Genomic DNA, 21,160 nt, shown 5'->3' with positions numbered 1-21,160 from the left:
TCATGGCAATTGAGAAAGTTACACAACTATCAGATTTGATGAATCCAACTGTCTTTGCAGACTGGGTAAAACGTTCATCAACTGAAACAGACCGTTTCTTAAGAAGCGGTATTTTAACACCGGACCAATACTTAGGTAGTCGCCTATTACAACCTGGATTAGGGATCACAATTCCGACTCTTGGCGATTTAGGTGGAGATGCACAAGTTTGGAATGATACTACTGACATTACTACTGAGGGTATTAGTTCTGACCAAGAACAAGAAGTTAAGTTTGCTGACGCTAAAGCTTACGCCGTAACTGACTACTCACAACTTATTTCTGGAGCTCCAGTAATGGAACAATACGCTGGGCAATTTGGAAACTGGTGGGCTCGTCTCGATGAAAAACGTTTGATTAAGTTAGTTCAAACTGCTTTCAACAACGATGACATTAAGACTGCTAAATCATACAACGTCGGTAGTGAAAAAGATCTGAACCCTGGCGACTTTATTGCAGCTATTTCACGCATGGGAGATGTTATTCAAAACAACTTATCTCAAATCGTGGTTAACTCAGCTGCTTATGGTCAGATGAGAAAGCAAAACTTGATTGAAACTATCCAGCCAAGTAATGGTGGGGCTCCATTTGAGGGCTACAACGGTATGAAGATTGTTCTTGATGATTCTATTCCAGTTGATCCAAGCAATGGCACTACTGTTGCTTACATCTTTGGAAATGGTGCAGTTCAATACTCAACAGCAACTCCAGCAAATGGAAACGTGATTACTCGTGATGAATTCAAGAATGGTGGAGAACAAGCAATCATTCAAAAACGCTTAGCAACCATGCATATTTCAGGAACCACTTTAGATATGACACAGTTGTCAAATGGTTTCACAGGATTTAGAGATGATTTACTTGCAGGAAATAAGAAGCTTTACAAAGTTGCTAGTGACCCACGCAATATCCAACTTGTTGAGTATGGATTCAAAGTTGACTCGGATTTCGTTGTTAAAGGGATTAACACTAAGAAAGACAGTTCAAAGTCAACTTCAACTCCTGACTCAAAATCAACTTCAGGCTCAGGTAAGTAAGGATGTGATTTAAATGGCAGACCTGCCAAGCAAAGAAGAAGTAACTGGGTTGATGGATTGTGCAGATGACATCTCTGAAGCTGTGTTCAATGAGCTGGTTGGTGAAGCTAATAAGATAGCTATTTCTGATGGTGTCAGTGATGACATGTTAAAGACTGCTACTACTTGGCTAACTCGTCATTTAATCTACATCAATATGTTCATGGGCTCTGGAGGCGTGACATCTGCCGCAACACTCGGCAACTCACAGACAATTGCTGACCACACACAAAACGATCCTTATTTACAACATTATGAACAAATTGTTAATCAGTTTGGATCAGGTGGCAGTCTTGGCTCTGTGACAACGGAGTGATGCTATGGCAGATGAAGTAACACCACAAGAAGCAATCAATCAACTCAATAAGTTTCGTGAGAATGCAGATAAGCTAAATGGCTATCAGCTGTATGTTGGTGTTCCACGTGATGATGGTTACTTGACCATGATTGCTTTAGTCAATGAGCAAGGTAAGACAATCAGTCCTAAAGGTGGCAAGTGGTTATGCATTCCAACTAAAGAAACGGTTGGCAAGTCGCCACGAGACATTGATGGTCTGTTCAAGCCAAAAGGCAAGAACGTTCTGGCCATTAAAGATAAGAGTCAATCGAATGGAATTCGTGTGATGTTCATTCTCAGGAAGTCTGTGACGATTCCAGCTCGACCATTTTTAAGAAACTGTTTCACTTTGAACATTGATAAGTGGAATGAAGACTTACGAGACCTTATCTATCTCATGTATCAAGATGAGATTGACCCACACGAAGTCTTTCGCCGACTTGGAGTTCAAGTGGTTAAAGACTTACAAAAAACTATCTTGGATTTCAAATCGCCAAAAAACGCACCATTAACACAAGCTAACAAAGGTTTCGATGATCCGTTAATGAGTTCAGGGAAACTCTACCGGTCAATCACTTATGTAGTTGGAAGTAAAGGAGAGATGTAGATGAAATTTCATAACTTTAATAACTTTGCTTTCAACATGAACATGTTGGCTCAACATCTTAAAGTTGAACGAGCAAATGGTTCAGACATTGAAGTGAATGAACCTTTAGTTAACCAAAGTAATCCAAACATCAACTTTCAATCCATCACTGGTGGAGAGCTAGAAGTTGGAAGCATGTACTGGGTAAGCAAGTTAAATGACGTTCAAAAAGGCGACCACGTCACGATTGATAGCGGAAAACGCTACACAGTGATAGGTATTGCTCAGGACTTAGCCGGCGGGCTCAACATCTATTCGCTGAAGTTTAACAACGAACGTAGGAGAGGCGGTGACTCTCATTTCTAAAAATATTTATCAACAATTTGAAGAGTTATTAGGAGACGTCATTCATAAATATGAACCTGACGTCCCTTTTGTTCCAGAAGAAAGGACGGGTGACCAACCCAGCTATCCATACATCACATTTAGCCCTGTTGTGGCACATAAACAGATGTACTTTAACGATTACATGTCAAAACCGTTTGAACTGGTCTACCAGCTTAAATGTGTGTCTGACACAAAGACAGAATCATTAGGGATGGCTGATTGGATCAGGCGTCTTTTTTATTTGGAAAAACCAGCAAATGAATTATTAAGTCATGGCGTAGCGCTCGAAACAGTCGAAGACATGGTCAATACAGATGTCTACTTCAATATCGACTGGCAATATTCGAATGGCTTAACCATGACTTTTATGATCCAACCTGATTTTCAAGATGACACAAATAACTAAATTAAAAAGGAGATTTTAAAGATGGCAGTAAACGATATTATCAAACGCCCATCAAATGTTCACTTGACCGTTTCTATTCAGCAACTGGTTAAGGGAACTGGTAAGCCTGCAATCGCAATTCTGACTAAAGGTTCAACTAACAAAGCTAAAACTTATGCCACGATTGATGACCTTGCAGAAGACTACCCAGAAAACACAGAAGTCTATGCCAACGCTAAGGCGGCTATGGAAGTTCCAAACTTCAACGAAACAATTGAAGTTATTGAATACGGTTCAACTTATGTTCCAAATTCAAACACTCAACTAATTCAATCAGATGTAACCACTAGTGGAAGCGGTAGTTCTGATGAATCAAAGACAGTTGATACCTCTGCACCAATCGTGCAAGCAGTTGGCCAACACATCTTTGACGGTTTCTACTACATTACTGCAGACAATACTGTCCCAGAAAGTGACTTAGAAACTCTATCTGACTTCTTGTATGACAACCAACGTGTTGCTCTCTATGCACAAGTTAAGAGTATTTCTGACTTACAAAAGTTGAGTTCACACGTTCAAGGTTATCAATCTGACTCAAAAGAAAAGCAAGGGAATACTGGTGCCATTGTCGAAACTTCTGACCGGCACCCAGCTGTCCAAATGATTGCTTATGCCTCAATTAATGCTCCAACTGACTTTGGCCACATTGGCAATTTAACTCAAATGGAACCAGACGCTGACTTCACTGAAGCTGACTACGAAGCCATTGAGAAAGCTAACGGTTCAGTTGTTGTTAATAAAGCTGACTGGGACATGTCTAATTCTGGTAAAGCACTTGCCGGAAACTATATTGACCAGTTTGTTCACGTAAATATGGTGACCGACTCAATTAAGTTTGTCATTCAACAGTACTTAAACGGTCAAAAGTGGCCTAAGTACGACGAAGACACAGTTTCAATGATCATCAAGTTAATTGACGGTGTCAGCAAAGATTATGTGGCAAGTGGCATTTTGGTTGCACCAATCACTGTTACTTCAACTCCAATCTCACAAGTTCCAACGAAGTTAGTTAACGAAAGAACATTCAGTAAGTTTGGTTTTGATTTTGAAGTGGCCAACGACGTTCAAGACATTAATGCCAACGTCAACGTAATCGTTTAGGAAAAGGAGGAAATAGAAAATGCCTAAAACAACTATGAGTAACGGCGGAGAGATTAATATTCTATCTAGCCGTTTTCAACATGTTTATGTAAGAAAAAACGGTAAGATTCGAGAAATCACCGATATGAAAAATGGTACTGCTGGTTCAATCGCACCAAATGCTGCCAAGTATACTTATACTTCTGGATTTCATGGCGATATGCACATGATGGAAAGTGCTGATAATTCATATAAAACCACTTTAAACTTAATCACTGGTTCTGATGACGCTAAGTTCTTTAACGCATTGTTCTTGTCACAATTAGAAAGTGGTCCAGATGACGACACTACCTTTGATTTAATCTATGAGGACAATTCAAACCATGTGTCAGTTACACTTGAGGGTTCAAACATTGACACTAGACCAACTATTCCTATTCAGAATACTGACAGTACTATGGCTGTTTCTATTCACTCTGGTAACTTAGTTGATAACAGTGCTTTGCCAGACCAAATGTTTAACTAAAAAATTCAACTCAAACACTTTAAAGAGCTATGCAGAAGTGCATAGCCCTTTTTTTATATAAAGGAGATTTTTATTTATGACTACCAGCAAAAAGACTAACAACACAGAACTTACCGCATTATTTGACGCTCAAATTAAGAAGCAAGTAACTTTCAAAGATGAAAAAGGTAAGGACAAAACTGAGTCAATCACGCTTGAACGTCCCTCAACCTTGGTAACTATGCAAGTTATGGATGCTTTGCAACGTAACGATGACTTTTCTGACTTAGCTAAAGCGTTTTTCTTGGTTATGAACAATGTCATTGTTTCTCCTAAGATGACCTATGAAACTCTAGATGAAGATTTACCAGAAGCTAAGAAGCAAAAGACTATCACGGTTAAGAATCGTGACGGAAAAGAAATTAAATTCTTATTGCGATTCCCTGGATATGAAAAGACTTTTGGTATCTTGTCCGGAACTTCTAATAACCGTGGTGGAATGAACTTAGCTAATACTTTGCCAGTGTTACTTGATCAAGTCGTACGTACTCCTGACCGTCACTACGTTAAAGAAACTGACTTTGACCCAGGCGAACAATACGATGGTTTAGTTTTCCAAGTCTATCAGGAAGCTATGAACTTTTTAGCAGACCTAACCAACTACAACGGTTTGATGGAAAAATTAAACACCGCTACGACGTTTCTTACGGACTCAATACAATTCGGCAATAACTAAATACCTCAATAACGACGACGAAGTTGACCAGAAAAAGGTTGACAAAATGCTCGACAAAACTCGTGGAGCATTAATCGCCAGTTATTGGTTAGGGATGAGTGAGGAAGAATTACTCAATCAGACACCAGGTAAGTTAGTCGATAGCATTCATAAAGCGAACGCTATTAAAAAGGACTATTTCGAATTAATAAGCGACGCTACTGAAAATGGAATGTTAAAAGGAATGAATGAAATTGCGAAAGCTCGCAACGAACAACACTAAGGAAAGGAGGTTAAACTATGGCAAACTCTTCAAGTCAAAGTGCCGGCTTTAATTTTAATCTGCATATGAATGGTTTTGAGCAACTTGAAAAAGTTACTCAGATGATCCAAAACATTAAGAGTGATTTTGAAGCTGTTTCTCATCAGATTACCGGCTTAGATACTAATTTCAATTCATTTGGAAGTTCCGGAAAAAACAGTGTGAACGAGATTAAGGGCTCAATGGAATCGTTAAAGAACGCCAATAGTGAAGCTGGTAACGGCATCAAAGCGCTTGGTGTTGACTATTCCGGACTACGTGAAAAATCATTGGCATTTAGTAAGACGGCTAACTTCTCTAGTGAACTACACAAAAACGACTCTGCTTTATCTGAAGTTAAGGGAAAGGTCAATGGTGTTTACGAATCATTGAAAAAAGTCGAGACACCAAAACCAATTAATCTAACAGCACACGATGAAGTAAGCCCTAAGGTTCACTATGTTTCAAGCGAAATGAGCAAGATGAGAAAACCTAATCCAATCGAATTCACAGCCAATGATCAGGTATCACCAAAAGTGCACTATGTTTCAACGGAGATTGAGAAGTTAAAGAAACCAAATCCAATTAATTTCACGGCTAAAGATGAAGCTAGCCCTAAAATTAATAAGATTAAAGAATCTACAGAACAACTTGGAAGAGCTGCATCTGGTTCTGGTCCTAACATGAATAAATTTAATGAATCTGCTAGAAAAATGGGAGATGCCAGTGAAGAGTCTAATGGCAAAGTTGGAAAGCTAAAAGACGCTTTAGTCGGTGGATTTGTTGGTGGTGTGGTCACTAATGGAATTAATGCAATTACTGGAAGTATTACTAATCAAGCTAAGGCTGGTTATGAAGACGCACTAGCAGCAGAAAGCTTTGGTGCTAAGTTCCGGAACATGGGAGTTAACAAAAAAGGTGTTGATGAATTAGGAAACTCTATCAAACAAATTAAAGAGAATTCTAATTTGTCTGGTGGAGCAGTTACTGCATTAACACAAAAGTTCTATGGAATGACTGGCAATGTTAAGCAGACACAAGCATTAACTAAGGGAGTTGCTACATTATCTAATCAGTTGCATTTAAGTGGTCAACAATCAGATGCGTTTGCTGGTGGATTAAACCGTATTGAAAGTAGTGGGAAAGTCACTAGTCAATCGTTAGGACGTGTTGAAAAAGCTGCACCAGGCATGAGTTCTGCTTTGCAAAGAGCAAGTGGAATGAGCCAGGATTCATTTAAGAAGTTACTTGATTCTGGCAAGATGACCAGTAGTCAATTTAACGACATACTTGCTAAGGCTTCCGGACAGTTTGGTAAAAGCTCTAAAGAATTTAATAGTACGACTGAGGGTTCGATGCATCACATCCAAACATCTTTTGCTGATACGCGTAAAGCACTTATGAAACCACTTGTTGAAGTTTCAAGTACTGGTTTAAGTAATCTAAGCAAAGTTTTGGATAATAAGGCTACACAAAATGCTGCAGCACAATTAGGTGCTGCAATTGGCAAAATTGCTAATGCAACTGCTGCATTAATTAAAGTGATGTCTGGCAGTATGGGTTCAATCATTTCCATTATTGGTAGTTTGACTAAAATTGTGGGATTACTTGCTAATGGTGTTTGGGATTCATTCAAAATGGTTCTTGATGTTATTAGCAAAGGATTTAGAGATTTATTTGGAAACTCTAAGAAGTCTATTGATCCAATTAAAATGGTTGCTGATGCTCTTAAGACAATGGCAGGACATAAGAATGCCATAAAGGCAATCGGAGCTGCTATTGGTGGAATTGTAATGCCAATTGTTGCTGTTAAAGGAGCTTTAATGGCATGGAGTGCTGCTCTTAAAATAGTTCAAGGAGCTCAAATAGCCTTAAATATTGCTATGGATATGAACCCAATTGGGTTAATCGTCTTAGCTGTTTCTGCAATTACCTTTGGATTGATTGAACTTTATAAGCACTGTAAGCCGTTCAGAGATTTTGTGAACACAATTGGTAAAGACCTTGGAAAGTTCTTTGGTAGTCTTGGTAAATGGATTGGTCAAGCAACCAAAAGTGTTGGAGAGTTCTTTAAAGGACTTGGCAAATGGTTTGGAAATATCGGTAAATCTGTAGGTAATGTTGGTAAAGATATTGCTAAGGGATTTAACAGTGGAATTAAATTAATTCAAAACTCTTGGAATGGTCTTTCTAAATGGTTTGGTAAATTTTGGAAAGTAATTTCTTTACCTGCCAAGCTTGAAGGAAAAATTATTAGTAAGGCATTCAATGTTGGAGTTGACCTAATTAAAAAAGGTTGGAACGGTTTAACAAAATTCTTTAGTAAGTTTTGGAAAAACCTAACTAAACCAGCCAAATTAGAGGGTCAACTAGTTAGCAAAGGCTTTAATGTTGGAGTTAACTTAATTCAAAAGGGATGGAATGGATTAACAAAATGGTTCAATAATCTTTGGAATGGCCTTAAAAAAGGTGCCAAGAATATTGGATCAGACATTGGTAATTCATTTAAAGACGCACCAAAAACTGCGCAAAAATATATGAATGAACTAAATGATGGTGTTAATAAAGCCGTTGGTTGGTTACGTAAAAACACGCCTAAACAATTCCAAAACATGTGGAATGACGCTAATAAGATTTCTCAAGATGGCGTTAAACTAAATTCCTCAATTACTAAGGCTGGTGCCGATTTGATTCATGGACACTGGAATAAACTTGGTGGAGATGTTAAAAACATTGTATCTAACATGTGGAATGGTATTAAAGACCTTTTCAGATTGGGATTTGACTGGGTCAACGATTTAACCGGCGGACGACTTGGAAAAATTGTTGGCTTATTTAAAAATGCCTGGAACAACGTTAAAAATGGTGTCCGTGAACTTTGGGACGACATTAAAGGTGTTTGGGGTAAAGCCACTGGCTGGGTTTCTGATAAGTGGAACAACATGTGGAGAGGAATTGAGACCACTGTTAAAAATGCAGTTGGTGGTATTCATCATGCAGTTGTTGGTATTGCTCGAGGAGTTATCGATCCATTTAACAAAATGTTAGGTGGATTGCACGACGGTATTAACTGGGTTCTTGATAAAGTTGGTGCTGATAAGATTAAAGGCCAATGGAAGATTCCTGAGCCATCTTATGCAACTGGTACTAATGACACACATCCAGGCGGACCTGCAAAGGTAAACGATGGCTCCGGATCCAACTATCGAGAAATGTATCAACTTCCAAATGGAAAGGTTGGTATTTTCCCAGCACAACGTAATCTACATGTTCTTTTGCCAAAGGGAACCAGCGTTCTTGATGGAAATAAGACTGCTAAGATGCTATCAAGACTCAATATTCCATCTTATAAAGGTGGTATTGGTAAAGTAGTTGGAAATGTTGTTAAAGGTGCTGAAAATGTGGCCGGTAAAGCTACGAAAGTTGTAACTGGCGCATTTAAAGGTATTTGGGACAAAGGTGCCGACTTGGTTGATATGTCTGAAAAGATTATGAAAGACCCAGCAGGTTTTATGAATGTAGTCTTTGATAAATTTGTTGGTGGTCTTGGTATCAAGTCTAACGTCAATTTAGTAAAAGAATCAGTTAGTCATTTTCCAGGAACAATCGCTAAAGGTGCAATGAAATGGATTAAAGGATTATTCAGTGATTATGGTGACGCCGGCGGAAGCAAAGGTAATCCAGGTGGCTCTGGCGTACAACGTTGGAGAGACTATGTAAAACAAGCGTTGAAGATTCTTCATTTATCTAGCGACGATGGAATGGTTAACAAAGTTTTACGTCAGATTGCAACTGAATCTTCTGGAAATCCAAATGCAGTTCAAGGTGCTATTGGAGATATTAATAATAGAACTGGTAACTTGGCTCGTGGACTAATGCAAGTTATTCCACCAACATTTAATGCATTCAAATTACCAGGACACGGTAATATCATGAACGGTTTCGATAACATTTTAGCTGGATTGAACTATGCAAAGAGCCGTTACGGTAGTGGACTTGGAGCATTAGGAAATGGCCATGGTTATGCAAATGGTGGTCACGTTAGCAAAGATGAGTTATCGGTTGTTGGTGAACGTGGTCCAGAACTGTTTAAGCCGGATACTGGTGGGACTGTTATTGACCATGAATCAAGTAAGTCACTTGTTAGAAATAGTAAGAAAAATGACAACGTTAAGATTGATAATCGTACAACCATTAACGTTCAAAATGCCGATGAAAAGGGGCTTTCTAAGCTACAACAAATTCTTGATCAACGAGACGATGATTTGGCCAAGAAGTTTAGAAACGTGATTGGAGGTGCTATCTAATGGCAATAACTGATGCTTTTAGTAATAAAGAGATTGCTGAAAAGGAGCAGTCAGCAAATGACCAGCTTAAGTATTATGCCGAACGTGAAGCTGAAATTAAAAATAGAATTGCTGAATTGAAGCGTGAGCCAAAGCCAGATACTTCTGATGACGATACTAAAGCATTGCTGAAACAAGCAAAGCTAGAAGCTGAATTGAATAACGCACAAAAGCTTGAAAAGAGTCTGGCCAATCGTAAGGACGAAGCTAAAGAAAAGCAAGAATTGTACGATACAGTCATTCATAAAAGACAGTACGAGGTTCAATCCAATCGTAGTAATTCTGATAACATCCATGCGTTCATTGATGACGCACGAAAGAATCATGCTAACCGTGGACTGACTGCTATTTATCGTTCTGACATGTCGGAAACTGCTGTAATTATGCTAGTTGAGGCTTCACCGTCTGAAACGGTTAACTCGTCCAATGCAACATATCCAACACCCGGCTTAGAACCAAGGATTAATTACAGTATTAATTCTGATAAAACGACAACAGCCAGTTACATTATTTATGGAGACACGTACGAAACGATGGTACACAAATACCAACAGCTGTTGACTTGGCAACAAATGGGAGTTGAACTAACACTTGATGGATTTAGCTATTTACCAAACGTTTACTTCACTTCTGTTGGTCGGTCTATGAATAATCCAACGGTTAAATCAATGGAGCTTCAGATTTCATTTTTAAGTGCTAAACATGCTATCGAACGAACAACGGTAACTCAAAAGCCACCTCAGCCACCAAAACCACCTTATAAACCGTCACCTGGTGTTTACATCACAGTTACGAGAGGTATGACATATTGGTGGATGTGGACAAAGTGGGGAACTGCTATTCAGACACTTAGAAATTGGAACCATTATCCTGATCGCTTTATTCCCATTGGTGTGAGAGTGAGGGTTAAATAATGCCACGAAGAAAATATATTGATATTGATAAAAATTCGATGCCCTATATACAGACAATCAAATTGGGAGATGGAAATTATAACTTTCGATTTAATTGGAATGCGATAGGGCGTTTTTATACAGTTGATTTGTTAGATGACCAGAATAATGTAATCTATGCCGGAGAAAGATTGGTGTTGAACCAACCATTGTGGCGTGGAATTTGGAATTCATCTTTACCAATGGAGCCATTAATTCCACTAGATGATAGTGGCAAAGAGACTAACATTAATCCAGCTAATCTAAATGAAACTGTATTCTTGTGCGTTGTTGACGGAGAGGAGGACCAGTCATGACACAAATTGAAAAACAGCAAGGCGAATATTTTAACTATGATGCACACGTCATGATTGACCATGATAACGGCGACTCAGTTACCCATTTTAATTTTGGAGCACATGACATTGCGTTCGACTACTCAGTTGTTAGCAATGATGAGAATACACCCAGTCAAAACACAGTGACCATCTACAATCCAACTAAGACGGCAGTTAACACAATTTCTCTTGGCGATCGAGTTCAAATTGACACTGGTCCACAAAACATTTATGGAATGATTGCGGTAGGTAATATTAGCCAGATTGTCCCACAAACTGGTAATGCTGATGATGCTTTGCAAATTACTTTCTTAGAGGGACAAAGTTATGCTGACATTGATAAGCTCAAAGTCACAGAAACCAAGACTTATGGAAAAAATGGTAGTAAAGAAAAAGAAGTCCAAGAAAATATTAGTTTTTCTCCAGGAACTTCAGCGTGGACGATTATTAATACTATTAAAAATAATGCTGGAATTAACATTGTTTCTTGCAATCTTGGTAATAACAAAACTTATCCAAACGGTTATTCCGCTGATGACAAGCCTATTGACGTGATTAATAATATTGCGATTGATTGCAACTCACGGATGTATTACCGTCCGACAGGATTATGCATCGACAGTATTAATGCGCCTGACCCTTATACAGCGGCTATCGTAATTGGGACCGTTGATTATGGACCACTTGAAAAAGACGCTCAGTTAAACGCTAATGCTGCTGATAACGGTGGAAATACGTACACGATGGACGGTTTTGATGATCCGCGTTTGTACGCCGGCTGTCCTGTTTACATTAAAACCAACAGTTGCTGGGGACTTAAGCGAATAAAATCAATCACGCACAGTCACACTTATACGACATTTACGATGGAGGTGGAAGTATATGCCTAAACCATTTAGACAAGAGCCAGACCCTAATAATAAGTTGATTGGATTAATTAAGAACGATCTAACTCAGTTTATGGGAACTCAAATTAACTGTCACACTATTGGCAGAGTGGTCGGTTATGATACTGCCCACCGTCGTGCAAATGTTCAGCCGTTACCATTAAAATCTAATGGCCAAACCAGAGCATTATTAATCAATTGCATTGTTCCAGCATCTATTTATGTGATAGATGAAAAAGAAAGCCTTAATCTTATGCGGATTGGGGCTATTGTTTTGGTCGGATTTTTAGACCGAGACAATGATAACTGGCATGGAGCGACTAACTTTAAGCTGGCGTCACAACGTTTGCATAGTATCCAAGACCCGGTAATAGAAAGTGTGATTTCATGAAAAGCATTAAGGTGGATCCAAATACTAACGATATTGTGTTCAGTCACAGTAATGGGACCTTTGATTATGTAAAAGATAATGACGCTCTAGCACAAAAAATCAAGATATTACTTGGTACCAATCTTGGCGAAATTATTTGGGACCGAACCGAGGGAGTTGACCAAAACAGTATTATTTTGAATGGAAAACGTCCTGATGTTATTGAAACAGTGGTTACTGAATATTTGAAACGAGCATTGAACAAATTTGTGACTTGCAAGGTTACTACTCTAGATTTTGATAAGAAAAATCGAGTAACTAACCTACAAATCACTGTGAACTTACACAATGAAAGTTCAGTTAATTTACAAGTTATTGGAGGTGATCAGTAATGCCACTTAACGAAAATGGATATCAAGTTCCAGGATTAAAAGAAATCAGACAAGATATCAATAATCTATTCATCAAATACTTTGGTGATGACATTGACTTGTCTGACGGACAGATTGAGGGCTTGTTGTCTGGTATTCTGTCAATCATTCAAAGTCGTAATGAACAACTTGGCCAAGCAATTTATAAAAATACATTTATTCAATCAGCTAGTGGTAAAAACCTGGAAGACCATGGAACTGATTTAGGTATTTATCGAAAACTACCAACTGAAGCTGATGTTGATTTACAAATTGATGGATACGTTGACCAAAATAATCCAACCATTATTCCTGCCGGAACACAATTTGGAACGGCAGACGGCCACGTCTTTCTAACTATCAACGATTTGGAATTAAACGAACCTAGTAATTATAAAGATTCTACGGGTCAAGAGAAACCGTTAGTTGATGAGTATGGAAATGCGCTTAGTCGTGGTATTGTGCCAGCAAAATCAGTACATGCTGGGTACAACGAAAATGTGGTTGCTAACACGATTACTCACGCAGAAAACATTGTTGCCGGTTTCTTCAATGTGACTAATCCAGAAGCCGCTTATGGTGGGACAGATGCAGAGACTGATGATCAATTAAGAAATAGATTATTGATTAATAACATGCATCGACCTAGTGAGACTAAGAATGGTATTGAAACGGCCATCAAAAACATTGCTGGTGTTTCTGACGCTAGGTTAATTGCTAATAATACGATGTCGACTGATAGTTATGGAAATCCGGCTAAGTCCTGCCATTTATATGTGATTGGTGGAGATGATGGAGAGATTGCTGAGACTTATTTTGACCATTTAACACCAGTCGCTACAACGATTGGAAAACGTAGTGAGATTGTTAAAGACGTAGCCAACAAACCAGTTGAGATTAAATTCGACCGTGCAAAAGCAGTTAATATTCACGTCAAGATTGACCTTGAAGTTGACGATACACAGTTCAATCCAAACACTTCGTTAGACACCATTAAGAGTAATATTTTAGCTTACTTTAACGGATTAACGATGGGTTCTGAAGTTTTATACTCTAGATTATTTGCACCCGCTTGGTCTGTTCCAGGAATTAACAACGTTTCCATTGGCATTAGTTTGACTGACGACAATTACCAACAGAAAGATATTTCAGTTGATGAGTTTGAGCTTCCGGTATGTAGTCGTGACTTAATCACGATTAGTACAAAGGAGGCATAGCCTATGTTTAACACTGATACAGACTTATCAGACAAAACCATCAAAAGTGAGGTTCTTCATGCGTTTCCGTCTGTCCTTGAACAACGGCCAGATAGCAACAATCAACGATTATTAAATATCATTGGAGATTTAGCTGTTTATAGCAAGAATGGATTATTAGACGTTTATAAATGCCGTCAACTTTCGTATGCGCAAGGTAAACAGTTGGACTTGATTGCTAAAGAATATGGAATACAACGAATTGATGATGACGACGAGTTTTTGCGCTTTGAAATTCGTATTCAAATTATGCAAAACATTACTGGTTCAACAACCAATGAATTGAAGAAAATGATTTCTTTCGTACTTGATATTCCAATAAATATGTTTGACTTCTTACCAACTGAAAATCCTGAAGAACTTGAAATCACTGACATTCCATTCGATTTTGTTTCTGGAAATAAAGAAGAAACTAAGCGACGTATTTTGGTTGAATCAATTCAAAATATGTTGCCACCTGAATACAAGTTATCAGATGTTCGTTATACCAAGTCGGCTAGTCAAACGATTTACTACGCGACGAGTTCATCACACGATGCATTTAATGAGCGTGAACCGAACTTTGAGTACAACGAAAGCACAAACGCACACGTCTTTGTTAAGTCAATTTCAAGCAAATACAAATTTAAAGGAGAATAAAAAATGCCAACTTTTAATCAAAGTATTTTAACAAACACTGGTACTGAATTATTAGGTAAAGTGAACGGCGGTCAAGATAGCATTACTTACTCACGAATTGTTTTTTCCTCAATGGATAATTCCAACCAAAAAGACGATCAAATTAAAGCCTTAACTGACATTTCACCGAAAGAATTAGTTTCAAACGCTAGCACCTATCAAAACAATGGAAGTGACGAAACTAATGTTCGTGGATATGTAAATAACTCAGGTATGAGTAATGGTCTGTACGTTAAGACTTATGGAATTTATGCCAAAAATAAAGATGGCAAAGAGATTCTATTTGCGGTCGAATGTGCTGACCACCCAGACTATTTGATTCCAAATAGTGATGGTAAACATCCCTCTGGATTGCTATACACATTCAAAATCAGTATCAGTGCCACTGATAACGTCACGTTTACTTCATCTTCTGATATTTACGCAACACAATCAGATATCAAACGTGTTGAAGCAGAGATTGATACTTCTTCAAGCCAAACGTTAGAAACTGCCTTAAATTCAGTTAAGAAAGATTATGCTAGCAAGAGTACCTCATTAAGTATGTTATCTGACATCACCAGTAAAAACGATAATTTTCAAAATTACACTAGTCTGGGAATTCATACCGTAGCTTTAGGAATTGGAAATTCTTGTGGTGGTATGCCACCTTATGATAATGCACCATTTGGCTTTCTAGTTGTGTTGGATGGAAGACAAACCAGAAAGCAGTTGTATTTTGGATACAATGAGAGTGTTATTAATTTTGATGAAGCTACTGGAAAATGGGAAAATTGGTATAAATTGGGGGGGCATTAGCTAACCTAGAAACATTTGGTTGGATTAACAAACATACGAGATTTGGTGATGCAACTCTTAATATGGATTATAAAATTCAAAATGGTGTTCTCTATTTTAAATCAATTTACGGATTAAACTGGGGAGACTTTGTTACGAAGCAGCCCGTTTTTTATTCTGGAATTGACGCTTTCAATCATTTCAACACAAGTTTTGATGTGAACGTTCGAGGAGACAATGGATATCAGGGAATAGCACATTTGGATATCAAGGGAGATAACATGATTTGTGAATGGATTACTGATGTTAGAAGTGATAATGGAACATCAAAAAATTATAATATTGAGCTACAACAAATTACTATTCCAGCACAAGATGAATAGGAGATGATCATATGTACTATTTTGTACTAACAGATAAAGATGGATTTGTTACACAGGTTTCTAAAACTCAACCACGAGACCATCAAGATTGGCAAAAAATATTAATACCGCAAAATGAGCTATCAAATTTTGGTAGCTTTTTCTTTTCCTATCGTGTTGTTGATAATGCACTTTTGTCACCTGATAATTTGCCAATCATGAGCTTAGAAGACATTTCTAATAAAGTAAAAGCCCTAGAAGTATCTAATACTAACGACAATCAAAATGATTTAAAACAAGAAAAGCTAAACAGCCAAGTTCAAATGGCCATTAGTGAATTAACGGTTCAAATCATGCAAGGAGGTAAAAAGCAATGAGTACTTATGCTTACTTAAAAATGGTCTATTCTTGGGGTTATTTGCCTGATGATTCAATCTATCAAGCAGCAGTGGATGGAAAAATCACTGCAGATGAGTTTAAAGATATAACTGGCAAAGATTTTGCCACATATAAAAAGACGTCAACAAATTAGTTGGCGTTTTTATTTTGGAAAGAAAGGAGATGGGAAGATGTGGAAGCAAGTTAAAGAAAATAGATTTGTAACGATGGCAGGGCTAGAAACGATGTCACTTGGAATCTATTTATTGGTTATTAAAGGAATCTTTGAAGATGAGCAGGATATCTTTGCTCACGTCTTAGCTCACGCACAGGATCCTCTGATTTCTGTACTGCTTGTTATCATTGGCAGTTTTGCTTTTGCCGTGGGAATTACTGGTAATCGTGCGAGAAACTGGCATCGACTTTGTCTATCTTCAATGTTGGGAATCTGGGTAGCGTATTTCATCATCTTTTTCTGGCATGACATGAATGCTCCAGGAATTCCGTTGCACCTTTCGTCTATTCTTATTTTATTTTTAATCGCCAATTTATTCGTCGAACTGATTGGCGGTGGTGACTAATGAGCGAAAAAATCATCGTTAGCATAATTGGGCTTGTTTCTGGCATTGCTTCTGGAGTCTTAGCTTACTGGGCTAGCAAGCAATCCAGTAAAAGCAATAATAATAAAATCAATGCCAACTTAGAAATGAGCTATATGAAAAATACTCCACAGTTATGGGAGCGTGCTAACAATGCCGAAAAACGGGCAAATAAGTTAGAAAGGGAGAACAACGAATTGAGACTAGTTATTCAAAATAAAGACGCGCAGATTGCAAAATTTGAGCAAGACATCAAAGACCTTAACGACAAGATTAACAGGATTTCGAATAAAAAAATCTCACATACGCAACAAAAGAGATAGCTACAAATATTGAAAGGAGGTGTTCACTATGGCTAAAGGAAAATCAAAGAGTTCAAGCAAATCAGGAAAAGGCGGCGGAAAGAAATGTTAATTATGGGAGGAAATCATGGATAAACTAGAAGCATTTTTCAAGAAACACAACATTCATATCAATATCAAAAACCCCGATGGCACGTACAACGGGGTTTTGTTATCCAGTCTGTTCTCACTAGGTCTAGTAGCAATTAAACAAATCTTTGGTATATTTGGAATTAACTTTCCAATTGATTATCAAAGCATTGCAGATTTGATTACTACTTTACTTACTATTTTTGGAATGTTGGGGGTTGTTAGCAACGTAACGAAAGTTAATGCTCCAGGAACAGAAAATAAAGAAAAGGAGACTCAAGATGCTAATGAGAAAAAATAAAATTAAAGTTATTGCTACCGGGCTTGCTGCTTTGTCAGCGAGCTTTTTATTTGCAGTCAATTTGCCAAATGCTCATGCCGCTAACATCAATTATCAGTATCAACTGACAGGCAGTGAGGGTTCACCTTATCGCACTAACAATAAGATTATTGTTGCGCATGAAACCGGTGGTGAGGCTACTGCACAAAACAATGCTGCTTTTGAAAAGAGAACATGGTATTCTAACGGTGCTTATGTTCAATACATCGTCGGAAACAACAATGCTGATCAACCTGGTAACATTTATCAAATTGGCCAACCTGGCTATCAAGCATGGGGAGCTGGTTCATGGGCAAATGCTAATGCACCAGTCCAAATTGAATTAGCGCGAACTTACAACGCACAAGATTTCAAAGTAAACTATGCAACATACATTAATTTACTTCGAGAAAGTGCACAAAAGTATGGCATCCCATTAGATACTGATTCTGATGGTTACGTTGGCGTTAAGTCACATAACTGGATTAGTAATCACATTTGGGGCGATCACACTGACCCGTACGGTTACTTGTCTCAAATGGGCATTACACCAGCACAGTTTGCTCATGACGTTAAGTACGGCGTTGGCAATGTAAATACTCCAACTTACACACCGACTCCACAGCCTCAACATCAAAACAAACCAATTCAAAAACCACGAGCAAATAACTCTGATTTCCATTCAGAAAATGCAACGTTTACCAATGGTAATCAGCCAATCAACGTTCACTATGCACCATCTGCGAGTGCAACTAGATCAGGTAGACTACCAGCTTACGCAAGCATTAGATACTACGGTTATGTAGTACAAAATGGCTACGTATGGGTTGTTTATACTGGATTCAACGGTAAGACTCTTTATTGTCCAGTTCGACCTGTTGGCCAGGCCGCTTGGGGAACATTTAGATAATATCTTTTCACATACAACGTAAATCAACAAAGCCCACTATCCTAGGATAGTGGGCTTTTTGTTTTTTAAATTTTGTGATACAATTTATAAATCAAATTTAGAGGTGCGAACTAATGTTAACGATTAGTGGAAAACAAGAACTGAAAGAAACAATTGAAACAATCGACAATTCATATTCTTCGTTAACATTGAAATTCTTTAATGAATATAAATGCAATTTAAATTTTAATAAAATGTACCTCAGCGATGCAATATCTTCAAACACATTTTTAGTAACTGCAGTAAATTATATAAAATTTATGTCTAGTAATCTTTTTTGTGATGGCATGGTTGAATTATATACATTAGGAATTGATGCTAGAGTTAAGACATTAAAATCACTTCATGACAAAATGGATCAATATCTTGCGAACACTAAAACACAAGGCAAAATTATTATTAATAAATCTGTCAATGATTTAGTCGGGGTTAGACTTTTAGTAAGTGATTTAAATGAAAATGTTGATGAGTATGTTGATTATTTAAAAGAGTTAAGAGACAGTGAAACGATTATTGATATTTATAGACCATATAAAAAGAACAAGTCCACTAGTAAATATAGAGCCGTACATGTCTACTTAAGAGACGAGAATAACCATTTTTCATGGGAAATACAACTGTGGGATCCAAAATCAGTTGCTGATAATTATGCCGAACATAAAAAACATGAAGTCAATAGAAATAAGTACTAATTGTATTATTTTATTTATATAATATGTTACCATTTAACAAAGAAGGGGGAGGTGTTTAAAATGTTTCATTTAATAGAATTGGTAAGATTAAAGGGACAACAAGCATTTGCTTATCACTTTTCTTCAAAAAACATTATGGAAATTAAAAAGCAGCATGAACTACTTTTTAAGAAATATCCAAATTACGAAATAAGCACACATGTTTTACAGACTAGTAATCCATCATGGGATTCTGTCTATAAAATGGATCCATACTTTTGCGATGTGTCATGTGTTGATAATTTTGAAGATTTTGGTGAATTATTAAATAGTCAAGTTGAACTCTCTTCCGTTGATATTTGTAGTTACATTTTAAGATGCCTTCACGATAAGCTAAATATTTGGTGGATTTCTCCTAAGAAATTAGAGAAGTTATTATATCTAACTTATGCTGACTTTCTTGTTACAACAAGAAAGGAGTTATTTCCTCAGAAATTTGGTGCATGGGATTATGGACCGGTTGAACCATTTTCAAGAATTAAATATTTAAGAGACAATTTGCCTGCTGCAGATGAGTCCACGGATAAGATATACGCTTCAAAAGATATGGATTTTATATTGAATAGTGCTAATAAGATAATTGAAAATTATGGTAATATGGACGAAAAGTTACTAATTAATCTTACTCATAAAAGTGGAAGCCCTTGGTCTAGAAATTATATAGAAGGGCAAAATATTCATATTTCTGACGATGATATTATTAAGTATCATTATGTTGAAACAGAATAGTAAAAAGCTCACCAATTAATTTGGTGGGCTTTTTTTGTATTCAATATCAACTATTTTGAACCTGCAGATAATCTGCAGAATAAATAACTATAAATGCTGATATATCAACATTCTATTTAATTTACCTGCAGAAAACCTGCAGCAAATATGCAGAAAAGTCTTTCGATTTGCGTTTGATTTGCGTTTGAAAAATACACAAAACGTTGATATATCAACGATATTTAGACGTCATTATTGTTTGAATTTCTTTCGATTTTTACATAAAAAAGGTTGATACATAATACTACAGGTAGTATTATAGTATTTGTAAGTGAGGAGGTGAAAAAGTGTTAGGACACATAATAAAAGAAGCCCTTACAGACTTTGCAAGTTTATCAACTGGTTCACTGGCTGTGTATGAGTTGATAAGAAAAATCTATAACGACTTCTTCAAAAAGTGAAGGATTGGGACGAAAGTCCCTCTCTTTCGTATACAAAATTCTAACACAAGTTATGATAAAATACATTATATCAATATTATTAGTAATAGTTGGATTCTTATCAGGTGATATTATGATTCAGCTTTTAAGTACAGCATTAGCTTTATTCATTACTCTTTTAGGAATAAAGGAGAATCAAAATTAATGGCAAAAAGTCAAACAGAATTAAATAAACAATGGCAAAATAAGAACAAAGAACGAGCGAGGTATTTGCGATATCGTTCGACTGCCAGAACATTTATAAAGAATAGGGCAACATTGGAAGATATAGCAGAACTCGAAAAGTTACTAAAGACAAGGAAAGAGGAACTTGAAAATGATCAAAACTCTAAATGAATTAACTAAATATGAAAAAGTAATGGCACAAAATGTTGCTAACAAAAGAATGGAAGACTATGAGAAAGATTTAAATAATTACATTGATTTTGATGTAACTGAAAAGAACGGTAAGAATATAGTTATTCCTGGCAATCTTAAAAGCATTAAAATAACATGACTGATCAAGAAAAAAGTTTCACAACATGAAAAGCTAAATAAAGCGTTCGCACAAAGTGAAGAACCTATTACTAAAAATTGGGATGCTAAATAGTTTTGGTCTCACATTTGGTCTCATGAGTTTTACTTTTATTCATTTTAATACTACTTTTATTTAGATAATTAGCGTTTGAATAGTTATAAACAGTGAATAAATATGGTATTTATGCCCATACGGGTAATT

Annotated in this window: 29 protein-coding genes; all 29 read left to right on the top strand. The window is 37.0% G+C overall.

The features are described 5' to 3' along the window. Positions 1 to 2 precede the first annotated feature (2 nt). A complete protein-coding gene (locus AC6UDG_RS06990) occupies positions 3 to 1,076 on the top strand; it encodes a phage major capsid protein (RefSeq protein ID WP_500706890.1) in 1,074 nt (357 codons plus the stop codon). A 13-nt stretch (positions 1,077 to 1,089) separates the two neighbouring features. Then, the gene (locus AC6UDG_RS06985) at positions 1,090 to 1,431 is read left to right on the top strand and encodes a hypothetical protein (RefSeq protein ID WP_500706889.1); all 342 of its coding nucleotides are present in this window, start codon (positions 1,090 to 1,092) and stop codon (positions 1,429 to 1,431) included. Between the two features lie 4 nt (positions 1,432 to 1,435). Next, positions 1,436 to 2,059, top strand: coding sequence for a hypothetical protein (locus AC6UDG_RS06980; RefSeq protein WP_500706888.1), 624 nt, complete (start codon positions 1,436 to 1,438; stop codon positions 2,057 to 2,059). Continuing rightward, the gene (locus AC6UDG_RS06975; protein ID WP_500694549.1) at positions 2,060 to 2,404 is read left to right on the top strand and encodes a hypothetical protein; all 345 of its coding nucleotides are present in this window, start codon (positions 2,060 to 2,062) and stop codon (positions 2,402 to 2,404) included. Further along, positions 2,388 to 2,831, top strand: coding sequence for a phage neck terminator protein (locus tag AC6UDG_RS06970; RefSeq protein WP_500706887.1), 444 nt, complete (start codon positions 2,388 to 2,390; stop codon positions 2,829 to 2,831). Before AC6UDG_RS06975 ends, AC6UDG_RS06970 begins: the two co-directional genes overlap by 17 nt. A 21-nt stretch (positions 2,832 to 2,852) precedes the next feature. After that, positions 2,853 to 3,971 (top strand): hypothetical protein, encoded by a 1,119-nt coding sequence (locus AC6UDG_RS06965; protein WP_500706886.1) that lies wholly within the window; start codon positions 2,853 to 2,855, stop codon positions 3,969 to 3,971. Between the two features lie 19 nt (positions 3,972 to 3,990). After that, positions 3,991 to 4,476, top strand: coding sequence for a hypothetical protein (locus AC6UDG_RS06960; RefSeq protein WP_500694552.1), 486 nt, complete (start codon positions 3,991 to 3,993; stop codon positions 4,474 to 4,476). Between the two features lie 76 nt (positions 4,477 to 4,552). After that, positions 4,553 to 5,191, top strand: coding sequence for a hypothetical protein (locus tag AC6UDG_RS06955; protein ID WP_500706885.1), 639 nt, complete (start codon positions 4,553 to 4,555; stop codon positions 5,189 to 5,191). A gap of 46 nt (positions 5,192 to 5,237) precedes the next feature. After that, positions 5,238 to 5,453, top strand: a complete 216-nt coding sequence (locus AC6UDG_RS06950) for a hypothetical protein (protein WP_500706884.1) — start codon at positions 5,238 to 5,240, stop codon at positions 5,451 to 5,453. A gap of 17 nt (positions 5,454 to 5,470) precedes the next feature. Further along, the gene (locus AC6UDG_RS06945) at positions 5,471 to 9,778 is read left to right on the top strand and encodes a tape measure protein (RefSeq protein ID WP_500706883.1); all 4,308 of its coding nucleotides are present in this window, start codon (positions 5,471 to 5,473) and stop codon (positions 9,776 to 9,778) included. Then, positions 9,778 to 10,731, top strand: coding sequence for a hypothetical protein (locus tag AC6UDG_RS06940; protein WP_500706882.1), 954 nt, complete (start codon positions 9,778 to 9,780; stop codon positions 10,729 to 10,731). Before AC6UDG_RS06945 ends, AC6UDG_RS06940 begins: the two co-directional genes overlap by 1 nt. Further along, on the top strand, positions 10,731 to 11,066 hold the full coding sequence (locus AC6UDG_RS06935) for a phage baseplate plug family protein (protein WP_500694557.1): 336 nt from the start codon (positions 10,731 to 10,733) through the stop codon (positions 11,064 to 11,066). The genes AC6UDG_RS06940 and AC6UDG_RS06935 overlap by 1 nt, the downstream gene beginning before the upstream one ends. Then, entirely contained in the window at positions 11,063 to 11,977 is a 915-nt protein-coding gene (locus tag AC6UDG_RS06930) for a hypothetical protein (protein WP_500706881.1), read from the top strand. Before AC6UDG_RS06935 ends, AC6UDG_RS06930 begins: the two co-directional genes overlap by 4 nt. After that, positions 11,970 to 12,365: a hypothetical protein gene (locus AC6UDG_RS06925; protein WP_500706880.1), complete on the top strand. Its 396-nt coding sequence runs from the start codon at positions 11,970 to 11,972 to the stop codon at positions 12,363 to 12,365. The genes AC6UDG_RS06930 and AC6UDG_RS06925 overlap by 8 nt, the downstream gene beginning before the upstream one ends. Further along, positions 12,362 to 12,736 carry a contractile injection system sheath initiator gene (locus AC6UDG_RS06920; protein WP_500706879.1) on the top strand — a complete coding sequence of 125 codons (375 nt, stop codon included), beginning with the start codon at positions 12,362 to 12,364 and terminating at the stop codon, positions 12,734 to 12,736. Before AC6UDG_RS06925 ends, AC6UDG_RS06920 begins: the two co-directional genes overlap by 4 nt. Beyond that, positions 12,736 to 13,971: a baseplate J/gp47 family protein gene (locus AC6UDG_RS06915; protein ID WP_500706878.1), complete on the top strand. Its 1,236-nt coding sequence runs from the start codon at positions 12,736 to 12,738 to the stop codon at positions 13,969 to 13,971. Before AC6UDG_RS06920 ends, AC6UDG_RS06915 begins: the two co-directional genes overlap by 1 nt. A 3-nt stretch (positions 13,972 to 13,974) precedes the next feature. Beyond that, positions 13,975 to 14,649: a hypothetical protein gene (locus tag AC6UDG_RS06910; RefSeq protein ID WP_500706877.1), complete on the top strand. Its 675-nt coding sequence runs from the start codon at positions 13,975 to 13,977 to the stop codon at positions 14,647 to 14,649. 3 nt (positions 14,650 to 14,652) lie between these two features. Next, positions 14,653 to 15,486 (top strand): hypothetical protein, encoded by an 834-nt coding sequence (locus AC6UDG_RS06905; protein ID WP_500706876.1) that lies wholly within the window; start codon positions 14,653 to 14,655, stop codon positions 15,484 to 15,486. Positions 15,487 to 15,548: 62 nt separating this feature from the next. Beyond that, positions 15,549 to 15,848 (top strand): hypothetical protein, encoded by a 300-nt coding sequence (locus AC6UDG_RS06900; protein WP_500706875.1) that lies wholly within the window; start codon positions 15,549 to 15,551, stop codon positions 15,846 to 15,848. Positions 15,849 to 15,859: 11 nt separating this feature from the next. Further along, positions 15,860 to 16,204: a hypothetical protein gene (locus AC6UDG_RS06895; RefSeq protein ID WP_500706874.1), complete on the top strand. Its 345-nt coding sequence runs from the start codon at positions 15,860 to 15,862 to the stop codon at positions 16,202 to 16,204. Then, a complete protein-coding gene (locus tag AC6UDG_RS06890) occupies positions 16,201 to 16,359 on the top strand; it encodes an XkdX family protein (RefSeq protein ID WP_500706873.1) in 159 nt (52 codons plus the stop codon). The genes AC6UDG_RS06895 and AC6UDG_RS06890 overlap by 4 nt, the downstream gene beginning before the upstream one ends. A 37-nt stretch (positions 16,360 to 16,396) precedes the next feature. Beyond that, the gene (locus tag AC6UDG_RS06885) at positions 16,397 to 16,786 is read left to right on the top strand and encodes a hypothetical protein (protein ID WP_500706872.1); all 390 of its coding nucleotides are present in this window, start codon (positions 16,397 to 16,399) and stop codon (positions 16,784 to 16,786) included. After that, entirely contained in the window at positions 16,786 to 17,127 is a 342-nt protein-coding gene (locus AC6UDG_RS06880; protein ID WP_500706871.1) for a hypothetical protein, read from the top strand. The genes AC6UDG_RS06885 and AC6UDG_RS06880 overlap by 1 nt, the downstream gene beginning before the upstream one ends. A 106-nt stretch (positions 17,128 to 17,233) precedes the next feature. Continuing rightward, complete coding sequence (locus tag AC6UDG_RS06875) at positions 17,234 to 17,536, top strand: phage holin (protein ID WP_500706870.1); 303 nt, start codon at positions 17,234 to 17,236, stop codon at positions 17,534 to 17,536. Then, complete coding sequence (locus AC6UDG_RS06870) at positions 17,523 to 18,464, top strand: N-acetylmuramoyl-L-alanine amidase (protein WP_500706869.1); 942 nt, start codon at positions 17,523 to 17,525, stop codon at positions 18,462 to 18,464. Before AC6UDG_RS06875 ends, AC6UDG_RS06870 begins: the two co-directional genes overlap by 14 nt. Positions 18,465 to 18,577: 113 nt before the next feature. After that, positions 18,578 to 19,195, top strand: a complete 618-nt coding sequence (locus AC6UDG_RS06865) for a RelA/SpoT-related domain-containing protein (protein WP_500706868.1) — start codon at positions 18,578 to 18,580, stop codon at positions 19,193 to 19,195. A 60-nt stretch (positions 19,196 to 19,255) separates the two neighbouring features. Further along, positions 19,256 to 19,963, top strand: coding sequence for a Panacea domain-containing protein (locus tag AC6UDG_RS06860; RefSeq protein ID WP_500706867.1), 708 nt, complete (start codon positions 19,256 to 19,258; stop codon positions 19,961 to 19,963). Positions 19,964 to 20,586: 623 nt separating this feature from the next. Beyond that, positions 20,587 to 20,778 (top strand): hypothetical protein, encoded by a 192-nt coding sequence (locus AC6UDG_RS06855; protein WP_500706866.1) that lies wholly within the window; start codon positions 20,587 to 20,589, stop codon positions 20,776 to 20,778. Further along, the gene (locus AC6UDG_RS06850; protein WP_500706865.1) at positions 20,759 to 20,938 is read left to right on the top strand and encodes a hypothetical protein; all 180 of its coding nucleotides are present in this window, start codon (positions 20,759 to 20,761) and stop codon (positions 20,936 to 20,938) included. The genes AC6UDG_RS06855 and AC6UDG_RS06850 overlap by 20 nt, the downstream gene beginning before the upstream one ends. Positions 20,939 to 21,160: the final 222 nt, after the last annotated feature.

The organism is Fructilactobacillus sp. X2R1C1 (assembly GCF_059901435.1).
The sequence above is the reverse complement of the archived record's forward strand: the minus strand, read 5'-3'. Positions and strand labels throughout refer to the sequence as shown.